Source organism: Leptolyngbya cf. ectocarpi LEGE 11479 (assembly GCF_015207065.1).
Taxonomy (GTDB): domain Bacteria; phylum Cyanobacteriota; class Cyanobacteriia; order Phormidesmidales; family Phormidesmidaceae; genus Leptothoe; species Leptothoe ectocarpi.
Genome location: NZ_JADEXP010000192.1, coordinates 1 through 12095, shown reverse-complemented (window position 1 = coordinate 12095; position 12095 = coordinate 1). Strand labels below are relative to the sequence as shown.

The 12095-nt window shown below is 48.9% G+C and carries 9 protein-coding genes; 5 read left to right on the top strand and 4 right to left on the bottom strand.

Annotated features, from left to right (window positions below; genetic code table 11):
• Positions 1-925 (top strand): winged helix-turn-helix domain-containing protein (locus IQ260_RS18780; protein ID WP_193994635.1); only part of this gene is annotated, 925 nt, incomplete at its 5' end.
• A gap of 118 nt (positions 926-1043) precedes the next feature.
• The gene (locus tag IQ260_RS18775) at positions 1044-3248 is read left to right on the top strand and encodes a porin (protein ID WP_193994634.1); all 2205 of its coding nucleotides are present in this window, start codon (positions 1044-1046) and stop codon (positions 3246-3248) included.
• Positions 3249-3375: 127 nt separating this feature from the next.
• Here the strand turns inward: IQ260_RS18775 and IQ260_RS18770 are convergent, their stop codons facing one another.
• On the bottom strand, positions 3376-4458 hold the full coding sequence (locus tag IQ260_RS18770) for a hypothetical protein (protein WP_193994633.1): 1083 nt from the start codon (positions 4456-4458) through the stop codon (positions 3376-3378).
• A gap of 309 nt (positions 4459-4767) precedes the next feature.
• Between IQ260_RS18770 and IQ260_RS18765 the strand changes: the two genes are divergently transcribed.
• Complete coding sequence (locus tag IQ260_RS18765; protein WP_193994632.1) at positions 4768-6093, top strand: alpha-amylase family glycosyl hydrolase; 1326 nt, start codon at positions 4768-4770, stop codon at positions 6091-6093.
• A gap of 465 nt (positions 6094-6558) precedes the next feature.
• Positions 6559-7215, top strand: a complete 657-nt coding sequence (locus IQ260_RS18760; RefSeq protein ID WP_193994631.1) for a hypothetical protein — start codon at positions 6559-6561, stop codon at positions 7213-7215.
• A 93-nt stretch (positions 7216-7308) separates the two neighbouring features.
• On the opposite strand, the gene metX is transcribed toward IQ260_RS18760, so the two are convergent.
• The 3 genes from metX to IQ260_RS18745 all read right to left on the bottom strand — a co-directional run bounded on the left by metX (position 7309) and on the right by IQ260_RS18745 (position 10255).
• A complete protein-coding gene (gene metX / locus IQ260_RS18755) occupies positions 7309-8430 on the bottom strand; it encodes a homoserine O-acetyltransferase MetX (RefSeq protein WP_193994630.1) in 1122 nt (373 codons plus the stop codon).
• A gap of 23 nt (positions 8431-8453) precedes the next feature.
• Positions 8454-9737: an O-acetylhomoserine aminocarboxypropyltransferase/cysteine synthase family protein gene (locus IQ260_RS18750; protein ID WP_193994629.1), complete on the bottom strand. Its 1284-nt coding sequence runs from the start codon at positions 9735-9737 to the stop codon at positions 8454-8456.
• A gap of 203 nt (positions 9738-9940) precedes the next feature.
• Positions 9941-10255: a hypothetical protein gene (locus tag IQ260_RS18745; RefSeq protein ID WP_193994628.1), complete on the bottom strand. Its 315-nt coding sequence runs from the start codon at positions 10253-10255 to the stop codon at positions 9941-9943.
• Positions 10256-10451: 196 nt separating this feature from the next.
• On the opposite strand from IQ260_RS18745, the gene IQ260_RS18740 reads away from it, so the two are divergent.
• Positions 10452-12095: response regulator (locus IQ260_RS18740; RefSeq protein WP_193994627.1), on the top strand; the 1644-nt coding region annotated here is incomplete at its 3' end.

Below are 12095 nucleotides of genomic sequence, written 5' to 3'. Positions count from 1 at the left end.
CCTGCCCTTTCGGGACTATCGATTCAGCCTGCCTCGCAAGCATGCGATCGCCAGTGGTAAGCAAACTCACTGGTACAAGCGCGATGAGCGGATGTTGAAATTAGTACTCAAGCGCATTGCCACCGAAGGCCCTTTGATGGCCAAAGATTTCGAGCATACCGGTAAAAAGCTCGGTGAATGGAAAACCAAGCCTGCCAAACGAGCCCTGGAATATCTGTTTATGCAGGGGGATCTCATGGTGCCGTACCGTGTCAAATTTCATAAGGTTTATGATCTCACCGAGCGGGTATTGCCAGCAGGTATCGACACCACTGTGCCTGATCCGGAAGAATACGCCCGATTTCTGATTACGCAATATTTACGTGCAAACGGATTGGGTCAGTCTGCCGAAATAGCCTATTTGCTCAAAAACACAAAGCCGCTTATTTCTAAGACCTTGGAGGACATGGTTTCTACCGGAGAGCTGCTACAGGTTCAAGTCGGCGGTAAGCTCTACCATGCATTGCCAGCCTCACTGGAGCTGCTCAGTAAACCGTTGGCCCGTAGCAAATTGAAAATACTCTCGCCATTCGACAATCTTGTCATTCAGCGTAAGCGCATGAAGGCGCTGTTCGGATTTGACTACCTAATTGAATGCTATGTCCCTGAGTCCAAACGTCAATACGGCTACTTCTCTCTACCCATTCTGTGGGATGGAAAGTTGGTTGCTCGAATGGACTGCAAAACCGAGAGGAATAAATCACTGCTGCATATTCAGCATCTCGCACTGGAACCCACGGTCTCGAAAACCGATGCGTTGTTCCTTGCCCTGCACAAGGAATTGAAATCATTTCTACAGTTCAACCACTGCAACAAGCTCCAGTTACACAGAACGTCCCCTACAAAGGTTAAACCGGAGCTGCAGATTCTGCTCAATAACATCTGAGATTCCTCCCGGTTAGGTATTAACACGGTTGAAGATAGATGCAGAAAATCAACATTCCGCCATCTCGCACATTTGGCTTAGCCAAGGGTGGTTAGGATCTTGTAACAGTAGACTATATATGCGTGTTCCATTTGTCGCCTTTTGTACCCTTGCTGCTTGCGTATCCCAAGATTACGCGAATCCTGCTCAGGCTCAAGAGCTACCTGAAGCCGATTCTCCTAATGCAGCTGTCCCTGATGCGCCCTTTTCAGATCAAGAGGAACTTGTCGCGCCTGTTCCATCCTTAAACCCGGAAGCCCCAGCGACGGCACGCTTTTCCTCTGCGTCAGCGCGGCTAAAAGCACCTGAAGCAGCAGCTGTTCCCAATACGCCTGATCGATTTGAGAACCAGCCCCTGGCTAATCCAGACGCGTCTAGTCAGGCATTGACTTCTCAGTCTTCTTCGCACTCTACTACAGAGATTTTAGTCAAAACAGAGCCACAGGAATCGCAGGTTGAACCCACCCGATTGTCCTGTTTAGAAGACAATAATCAAACAACCACAGATCTTTCTTTAGTCGTATCTGCGGTACCAGAATCAACACTTGAAGAAACATCAGAATCAACCGCTTCCGGGCAGCCAGCACAGACTTCAAAAGACGCGTCCGAATGCGGTTCAACTGTTCTTGAGCCTGAAACGTCTCTATCCCCGATCCTGGTAGCAGACATTTCCCAGGTCACCGTAGATAAACTAGATGATGAACCAGAGCCAGACTCCATAGAAACCACTCCGGAGAATACAGAGCCTGAGCCTACGGTACTTTCCCCGCTGGAGCGTCCCCCCGGACGACTCTTTAACTTAGAGACAGCCAATCAGCTCCCAGATGAGGCGCTACAGCTATCGGTCGGCACCCATCAAACCCTGCCAGACAGTGCTCCAGGAACAGGAGACCAGCTGTATTACGGCTCAATCGATTGGGGAGCTACCGATGATTTACAGCTGAGTCTGGCGTATCAAAACTTTGATGATTCTCCCGCTGATCCCATCAATGGGGTATCCCCCAACATTACCCTCGAGTCAGTTGCCCCCAGTATCAAATATCGTGTGCTAGAAACCGAGAGCCTGGCACTGGGGGTGCAAGGTTCAGTTGAATACTTTTCGTTTGCCTCAGATCTGTTTAACTCTGATGATGAGGGCGGTGATGCTGTCATTGGTTCTGTTCATGTGCCATTGACCTATACAGCCTCTCCCGAACTTCAATTTCACCTCACACCGGGCGTCTCCTTTTTCCCTGACGATATCAATGATATTGAATTTTATGACACTATTTTCTCTGTAGGCACTGGTGCCAGCTGGCAACCCTCAGAGCGTTGGTTGGCCTATGGCACCGTCAATCTACCCATTGGTCCCGGTGGAAACACCATCGATAATGACCAGTCGATTAGTCGCCAGCCTGTTTGGACGGTGGGAACCCGCTACAACGTCACCCCCAGGACGGGTGTAGACGTATATGCTACCAATGGATTTGGTGTCACTCCGGCGACAGGAATTCTATCGTTTCCCCCAGACGGAGACAACTTGCTTGTCGGTGTGCAGCTAAACTATACACCAGACAATGGCTTGGGCTATCGTTCTAGCTATCGAAACACGCCGCCAGCTCCTTTGTCTGAGCGCGATCGTCAGCTCCAGCTAGATGGATTAACGCTTACGTCAGCCAATACATTGGAACCAGGAACCGTTGCTTTTAACGCAGGTGCTGGTACAGACGGTAATTACAGCGTTGGTCTGGCCTACAGTCCGGATGAGGCACTACAGGTTGAGGCCATTTTAGAAGAGTTTGCTGAAGACGACAGCGTGGATCCTGCCGACACGGCGGGTGACGATCTAAAGTATATGGTAGGGGCGCGGCTGCAGCTGCTAGATCAGCACCAGGGCGATCCCGTTTCCCTAGCGGCTCGCATATTAGGGGGACGCGATACGGCGTCTGGTCAGCAGGTGGGGACTATATTTGTTGATGTACCCGTTACCTTTCAGGCAAATTCTCGTACGGCTTTATTTTTGAATCCGCGACTGGCGGCATTTGGCAATGAATCTAACGTTGGTATCGGGTTGGGGGTGAATCATGAAGTAGCCCGTGGGTTACAGCTCATCGGTGAGGTTACCCCTGTATTTGATGGCGATCGCACCGTTTGGGCTGTGGGGACTCGATACAGTCTGCCAAAGGCAGCTGTCAGCCTCGATCTCTATGCAACCAATGCAGTTGGACGTAATGGTTTAGGCACCGTAGTCGGACAGTCTGAGGCTAGATTTGGCGTCGGTTTTAATTGGATGATTGGTCGTTAAAAAACACGCTAGATAACCCCCATGAAGAAGATACCTAACGTGTTTTAACCGAATCATCGCTGTTAGCGTTCTATGCCAGACCAAACATTTTCAAGCTAGTCCCGATGTCAAGTGACATATTGTCACTCTATTGAACGACGGTCTTTTTATGACTCCGTTTGACCAGAATAGCGGTTCCTAACAAACCCAGTAGAATCGATGGTTCTGGCACATCCTGAGGGGTATTGTTGTCCTGATTAGTTGTCGGTGGAATAGTAGTAGGGCCACCAACTGGAGGATCACCTACAGACGTATCGACTACTGCTGGCGGATCCACTGACGGATTATCAGCCAACAGCCTACTTAAGATCGGTTGCTGTTGCCCCCCTGTTGTTGCCGCAGCCGTTAGTAGACCACCGGTCACATTCGCCCCGATATCCTTGAGCGTGCCATTGGGATTTGCCTCGACAAACTGGGTTGTGGCTGAAACATTGGCGACTACCTGAGCAATGTCTAAGGTGGGGCCAAACGCCTGCATGACAGCAGCCGTCTGTTGCAAACTAGCAATGGCACTACGGGCCTCTGGGGAGAGGGTTATATTAGAGTTAGCAAGTAAGTCGCTGGTAAGCGTGACCAACTCACCCAGTACGAGACCGACACCAAAGCTGACATTGCCTGTTATTTGACAGGTGGCCGATAGACAACTTTCGGCCACCTCAGTATCGTAACCTTCTATCAAAAGGGAAGAGCTACCTCCTTTATAGAGGATATTAAACGGGCTGGGATTATCCGGATCGCCAGCTAAGGTGGGAGCCTCAGAGGTAAGCACACCATTTCCAGTAAACTGAGTGATGGTAAAAATATCATCAACAGATTGCAATGCCTGCCCGGATGTGAGGCCAAAGCTACCGAGGAGAGACTGCAGAGTGGTGCTGTAGGAATCACCTAGCAGATCATTGAGTAAGCTGTAGTTTAATTCAATATCGCCATCGGTGAACTGGGCAGGATCATCTAGAACAGTAAAACTACCTGTGACATTGGTGGCGTCTACGTCAAGACTGTTCGGTAGGGTCACCCCCCCCAAGGTACGACCTGCTAAAGATGGGCTTAGATTTACGTCGAGAGACGCATTGGCTTCCACACCAAAGGTCAGCGTGCCGGCCTGGGCCGGTGCCGCTATCAAACTGACAGATGAGGCTATCACCCCAGCAGAAACGAGCAGTTTATTCAAGGTACTTTCTTCTCCCTAGAAAGAGCAGACTGAAATTTGTGGATGTCTATATGATTGATCCCCAGCCTAATCAACTACTTTAAAGTTACTAGAAAGCTAGTCCTCGCTTTTGCTGAAGCTTTTGTTAAAAAAACAGTTCATAGACCTGATTTTGCCGACTACTGGAGTAATAAAAGGGTCTACGTCTAGTGGTATTCCCGTAGGTCGAGGATCGGCATAAAATTGTCTAATATACGGAAAATCATCCATAGTGGCTGTGGATATCACTGGCTTAACTTTGAAACACCAACCATATAGGGACATCACCACATGGGTACTGTTACTCTCCACGCGTTTAATTGGAAATATACAGAAATTATTAACAACCTAGACTCTATTCGACAGGCTGGATACGGTGCCATTTTGATTCCACCACCGCTTTACTCTGACCCCAACGGGCGGGATTGGTGGCAGCGCTATCAACCTAAGGACTACCGTGTACTGCTATCTCACCTTGGGGGCAAACGGGATCTTGAGAGATTGATTGCCGCCTGTCATAGTAGTACCCCCCAGATTCGGGTGTATGCTGACCTGGTGATCAACCACATGGCTAACGAAGCCCGGGAAGACCGATTTGACTTTCCTGGCAAAGCAGAGCTTGAGCGCTACAGTCAACAACCAGCTCTCTATGAAGAGAATCGCTTATATGGCGATCTCAGTACCGGAATATTTTCTACCCATGACTTTAACCATGCGGGAGAAATCGAAGGGGGTGAGTGGTCCGATCGGGGGGCTGTCCAGTATCAAAACCTGTCGGGTTTGCCTGATCTAAAGGATTCCGATTGGGTATTGAAACAGCAGAGCCATATGGTAAATGCCTTGGTCGATATGGGATTTGATGGATTTCGGATTGATGCCATCAAACATATTACTGAGCGCATGGTCGATAATATTGCTGATAAACCAGAGGTACGAGAAAAGTTTTGGTTTGGTGAAGTGCTCACTGGTAGTGACCACGACGAGAAAGTGTTCCTGGAACCCTTTTTGCAAGAAACCTGGATGTCAGCCTATGATTTCCCCCTATTTAACACCATTCGCGAAGCATTTGGCTTTGGGGGCTCGCTGCGTTCTTTAGTTCGTCCTCAAGACTATGGCAATGCTCTACCCTGGAACCGAGCAGTCACCTTTGTGGTTAACCATGATGTCCCCCACAACAATGGCTTTCGGTCTTGGCTACTAGACCCTCAGGACGAGCATTTAGCCCACGCTTACATTTTAGGTCGTGACGGGGGTGTCCCCCTGATTTACTCTGACCACAATGAGTCGCACCATGAAGCCGATCGCGATCGCTGGCTCGATCTCTACAAGCGTCCAGATATCCAAGCCATGATTCAATTCCATAATGCGGTTCAGGGGCAAGGTATGGAGATGCTCTATGAAAGTGACACGTTGCTGGTTTTCCGTCGGGGAGATCAGGGAATTGTTGCTATTAATAAGGGAGGTACTAACCAGTGGGCAGACTTTAGTACCTGGGGGTTAAAAAATCCTGGTATATTCAAGGACCTGATCCACGGGTATAAGTTGCAGTTATCCGGTAATCGATTCACCCTATTTGTGCCTCCCCGTACAGCTCAAATGTGGTTAATAACAGGCTAGGTTACCTAAAAGCGATAGAACCCAGGAAAAATCTATCGCTTTTAGCTTAGTAATCTACGTGAAAATAGCATATTCATTATAGAAGAGAGATAAGAGATACTTTATCTGAGAGCTGAGTTTAGAATCTATCGCTCATTGAGGGCTGTTCACTAAAGGAATAACTTAGCTGAAAGGCCCTAGATATATAGCTTGTAGCTGGGTTATTCCTTTAGTGAATTTGATTTGATTCGCCTTGTGACTTTGAGTCCAAGGCGAGTTGATGCTTCCTCGCCAGGTGCAAATGTGAGTTATCCCACAAGTGTTTTAGTAATTTTAATGTCTCTAAATGTTAGGATTGCTGTATGCTTGAATATCTCTTAAATCTAAAGTCACAGTTCAATCTAAAGTCACAGTTCAATCTAAAGTCATAACTCATGCTGTTCAAGCAAATTATTTCACTTTAGACCCACTTGAGGAAACGTAATCATGTCAACTAAGATGCTTACTCAGCTTGTAGAAGCTGAGGATCTTTTGTCTGCGCAAGAAGCAGCATTGAGCAAACAACTTGCCGAAATCCAAGAGCAGCGTCAAGGCTTACAGACGGTCATTGCGATGTTTGATGGTTCGGCTAATACTAATGGACAAGTTCCTAAGGTATCTGTTCCAGCCGTTACTCAAGATGACGATGAGGTAGAAACGGAGCCAGAGACCGTCAAAGATACGGTGGCGGCCAAACTGGCTAAAGTAACCAAAAAAGCAAAGATCAGTGATGATGAAGCTGAGACACCTAAGGCCCCTAAGACACCTAAGACACCTAAGACAAAGAAATCCGGTAGATCTTCTGCCAAGCCGGTAAAGACAGATGGCAGAACAGCTCAGTGGCAACGCTATGTGCTTGATGACCATCGCCAACAACGTTTGCAGGATGTGGTGGCAAATGTATTAAAGGCTAAGTCAAAGGCTAGCTTTAAGATTACCGACGTCATGGCAGCTATTTTTGAAGACGATATGCCAAAAGCACAGTTTCTTAAAGCACGTAGTCGGATCTCAAATATTCTCTCCGCAGGAGCACGGGATAATGACTGGTATCGTGGTCGAGGTGGCACCTACAGTATGTCTAAGAAAGCTGTAAACACCCGATAGAAACTACGCTCTCTGAAAAAATAAAAGCAAGCTGTCAGTTGTTAATTCAATGACAGCTTGCTTTTTTGATGATCATTGGCTTCAAATCCTGCCTCAACCCAGGACAAAATGAATATAGGGTGCATAGAGATCGGGCTCTAGCAAAAAAGAATCATGACCTTTGTCAGAATGGACCGTAATATGTGTGACATCTATCTGAGCCGCTTCTAACGCTTTAACAATGACTTTTTGTTCTTCTGGGTAGAAACAGACATCAGAATCCACACTAAAAATCAAATACTGTTGGTGGGCACAATCCTTAAATAGCTCGGGCTGCTGGGCATTGAGACTAAACCGCTGCCACATGTCCATAATCCGCAGATAGCTATTGGCATCGAAGCGTTCTGCAAACTTCTTTCCCTGATAAAACATGTAGGACTCAATCGGATTGGAGAGTTCGTAAAAAGGGCCGATGGGTTGTTTTATTCGAATTTCTTGCTTAGCTCGTTTTTCCATAATTGCTAAGGAAACAAAGGTTTTATGGGAAATAATTCGAGCTAACAACAGACCATCCTTGGGTGGAGCCTGCTCGTAATAGTCGCCTCCTTGGAACTTAGGATCGTTACGAATTGCTAGAATCTGCTCAAAGTTATGCACCCGATGCAGCACGGTTGTTTCTAGGCCAGTGGCAATGGGTAACACGTTCTGGACCCGCTCAGGACAACGGGTGGCCAATAAAATTGATAGCATGCCACCCATAGATCCACCAATGACAGCATGCAGACATTGAATTCCCAGGTGGTCCAACAAACGGAGCTGACTGCGAATGACATCCCATGCACTTACCTGGGGAAATTGACTGCCATAGGGTTTACCGGTTAATGGATTGGTGGAGCGAGGTCCCGTCGATCCATAGCAACCGCCCAAGTAATTGACACAAATGACAAAATAACGCTGGGTATCCAACGCCTTCCCTGGCCCAATAAAGGTATCCCACCAGCCTAAAACACATTCATCGGTCCATAGGGGATCAATTCCCGGTACGGACTGATTAATGCCTGCGGCGTGCTGGCTGCCGGTTAAGGCATGAAAAACTAGGATGGCATTGGTGGCATCCTGGTTGAGGGTGCCATAGGTTTCGTAGGCCAGGGTAAGCGTTTCAAAAGATTCTCCTGAATCTAGAAGAAAGGGTTCATTTAAGTAAAAGAACTGGGTCTCGACTGAGCCAATACTCATTCAATACTCATTAGAAAAGAACGTTAGGTAGCCAGGGCCTGCTTGAGATCATTGATAATATCGTCTACATCTTCAATACCGATGGCTAGACGGATCAGCCCAGGAGCGATGCCCGCAGTTTTCAGGTCAGCTTCTGAGAGCTGCGAGTGGGTGGTGGTGGCTGGATGAATAGCTAGGCTTTTGGCATCACCTACATTGGCGAGGTGAGAAAACAAACTGAGCCGTTCAATAAATTGTTTACCTGCCTCAGTCCCGCCTTTGATGCCAAAAACAACCATGGCGCCAAAACCCTGCTTTAAATAGCGCTGGGCTAAGGCATAGGCTTTATCGGTTTCCAAGCCAGGATATCGCACCCATTCTACCTGGGGGTGCTGCAACAGGAACTCGGCTACGGCCATGGCATTCTCACAGTGGCGCTGCATCCTCAGGTGCAGGGTTTCAAGACCTTGAAGAAATATCCAGGCATTGTCTGGCGCGATACAGGCGCCTAGATTTCTCAAGGGGACAAGCCGCATCCGGAGGGTATAGGCAATGGGAGCCAGTGGCCCCAGGTCATGGGCAAATCGCAGCCCGTGGTAACCAGAATCGGGCTCACTCATTAAGGGAAACTTACCGGAGGTCCAGTCAAATTTGCCGGAGTCTACCACGATGCCGCCTAGACCTGTGCCATGGCCACCAATCCATTTGGTTAGGGAGTGGACAACGATATCGGCACCATGATCTAGGGGACGAATCAGGTAGGGGGTGGTGAAGGTGCTATCGACAATGAGGGGCAGTCCGTTTTCGTGGGCGATGGCTGCGATCGCATCTAAATCTGACACCTCCAACCCTGGATTACTGACCGTTTCACAAAAGACCAGCTTGGTATTCTCCGTGATCGCCGACCGAAAATTCTCTGGATTGCGCGGGTCAACCAAGTTTACCTTGATGCCAAACTGCGGCAGGATATCCTTGAACATGGTGTAGGTACCGCCATACAGTGCATTGGCGGAAACAATCTCATCGCCGGCCTGGCAAATATTAATAATGCTGTAAAAAATAGCGCTGGTTCCAGACGCTAATGCCAGGGCTGCGGCTCCACCCTCAATGGCAGCCACCCGTTTTTCCAACACGTCTTGGGTGGGGTTCATCAACCGCGTATAAATATTACCCAGTTCTTTTAGGGCAAACAAATTAGCCGCATGTTCCGTATCTCTAAAGGCATAGGCTGTGGTGCGATAGATGGGTACGGCGCGAGCCATCGTAGTCGGATCGGGTACTTGACCTGCGTGTAGACATTTTGTCCCCAAACCGTATTCTGCACTCATGAACACCCTCTCCACAGTAATAAAAAGCCTTGAAATTCTAGCTTAGGTCGTTGACTCCACGGCCACTGCCTGGGCGTTCTTTACGACTCAATGAAGTTAATTACAAAACATTTCAAAACGTATTGAGCTCCCAATGTTGCCGAAAATTGAGCGCTGTTAATCCCTGGCAGGATTGAACCTGAACAGCGATGGAGATTGCTTGATTAATCGTCAAACTGCTTTAAAACTTCCGGCTTTACAGTCAAGAGAGGCTCAGATGGTTGTTTCTCCTGGGATAAACCTTGAATTTCCTGTTCAAATCGAGTTCTGCCAGCTTCAAAGAAGCGTTGGGCACTGTTGGGATAGGACAAATCAGCTGCCAATCGAGCCAAACTGGCCGGGTCAGGGATCGCTGGAACAACTGGACCAGGAGCTGTTTGAGCCAGGACAGATGGAGCATACCCCAGGACGATAATCGCCCCCGCCGCCGAACGCATTAAACGAACTAAATGTGAGATGGATACAGAAAGCTGTTTCATAAATGCCTCCTCCCCACCATGACAGGGGTATTATCTGACCGACTCCTATTCTAGAAAATTCTTGACGAGGTGGGGGCAGGCAATCATGACAGATATTCTCTCTCTTGAAAATCTATCAAAGCTTGCTAAGTTTATAGGTAGTTCCAACTTATATGGGGACAGGAATGTCCATAGATAGATTTTCTGTCTTGGTGCGATGCGTATATTGCTGGTAGACGATGATGAAGCACTAATGGAAACATTAGCCGATCATCTGATTCATCAACGCTATGCCGTGGATATTACCACCGATGGCCAGGGGGCTTTGGGGTACCTGGACCTGTTTAGTTATGATCTGGTGGTGCTTGACCTCAATCTACCCGATGGCAGTGGGATTGGCTTTTGCCAAGCCTTTCGGACCGCTGGGTACGAACAACCAATTTTGATCTTGTCAGCGACGGATACCCCGGCTCAGAAGGTTAAGGCGTTAGATGCAGGAGCCGATGACTATGTGGTCAAACCGTTTGATTTAGATGAACTGGGGGCTCGCATTCGAGCGCTACTGCGCCGTGAACAGGTGGGGTTGCCGACGGTGTTGCAGCTCGGGGGGCTGCATCTGGATCCGAGTACCTGTGAAACCGCCTATAACGGTGTACCTGTGCATCTAACGCCCAAGGAGCTGGCGCTATTGGAGTTGTTTTTACGACAGCCCAACCGGGTGTACAGCCTAGATGCCATTATTGATGACCTTTGGGCCTTTGAAAATCCTCCCAGTGAAGATGCGGTACGCACCCACATTAAGGGGTTGCGGCAAAAACTGACGGCGGTGGGAGCCCCTAAGAATTTGATCAAAACAGTCTATGGCCTGGGCTACCGGCTCAATATCAGTGAAGCAGACAGCCAGGCCGCCCCGCTGCCCTCATCAACGACGGTGGCAGTAGAACAAGCATGGAAAAAATATCAGGGCGTGATGCAGGAGCGGGTAGCGATTTTAGAACAGGCTGCGATCGCAATCCAACAGGGTGATTTAGACCAAGAGCTGCATCACACCAGTCAAATGACGGCCCATAAGCTGGTGGGTGCCTTGGGTAGCTTTGGATTTCCCATGGGCTCTACCCTGGCCCAAAATCTGGTCCAATTGTTAAAAACCAGTCCCTCAAACGAAATTCCAGCGGCTCAGTTTCACCAGCTGGTCCAGCAGCTGCGCCATGAAGTCGATGAAACCTCTGTGGAAAACACGACCGAAACCGTGGCAGCTGGGGCTCCGCTGCTTTTACTCATTGGTGCAGACAGTCCCTTGATCGAGCAATTGAGCCTGCAGGCTACACAACAGTCTTTGCGGGTACACCAGGCCCGTACGCTGGAGGATGCCCGACGAGCATTACAGCAGATCAAACCACAGCTGGCGATTTTTGATATTCCAGTATCGCTACTGACCCACACATCGTCTCTTCAGCTTCCTGATCAGTTGGTCCATGACATCGCCAGCTTTGCCCAGCAATTTAGCGGCCCGTTCCTGCTACTACTACCCCCCCTATCGGCTCAGACCCGGTTGCACTTGATTCAGCATGGGGTCAATCAGCTACTAGACCGCACCCGTTCTCCCCAGCAGCTGATGGCAGACGCTTTACAGGTCATGCGGACCACGACTACCGCCGCCAAAATCATTATTGTGGATGATGATCCCCAGATTTTGCAGCTGCTTCAAATCAGCCTTACCCCTTGGAATTTTGACATTACCTCGCTCACCGATGGCAACCAGCTCTGGGCTACCCTCGAAACGGTTGAGCCAGATGCCCTGGTGCTGGATGTCACCATGCCGGAGATGACCGGGTTTGAACTTTGTCAGCTACTGCGGGCC

Bases quoted from the DNA above. Each gene is read 5' to 3' on its own strand.
- IQ260_RS18775 (WP_193994634.1), top strand. From the start codon at position 1,044: ATGCGTGTTCCATTTGTCGCCTTTTGTACCCTTGCTGCTTGCGTATCC.
- IQ260_RS18760 (WP_193994631.1), top strand. From the start codon at position 6,559: ATGTCAACTAAGATGCTTACTCAGCTTGTAGAAGCTGAGGATCTTTTG.
- IQ260_RS18765 (WP_193994632.1), top strand. From the start codon at position 4,768: ATGGGTACTGTTACTCTCCACGCGTTTAATTGGAAATATACAGAAATT.
- IQ260_RS18745 (WP_193994628.1), bottom strand. From the start codon at position 10,255: ATGAAACAGCTTTCTGTATCCATCTCACATTTAGTTCGTTTAATGCGT.
- IQ260_RS18750 (WP_193994629.1), bottom strand. From the start codon at position 9,737: ATGAGTGCAGAATACGGTTTGGGGACAAAATGTCTACACGCAGGTCAA.
- metX (WP_193994630.1), bottom strand. From the start codon at position 8,430: ATGAGTATTGGCTCAGTCGAGACCCAGTTCTTTTACTTAAATGAACCC.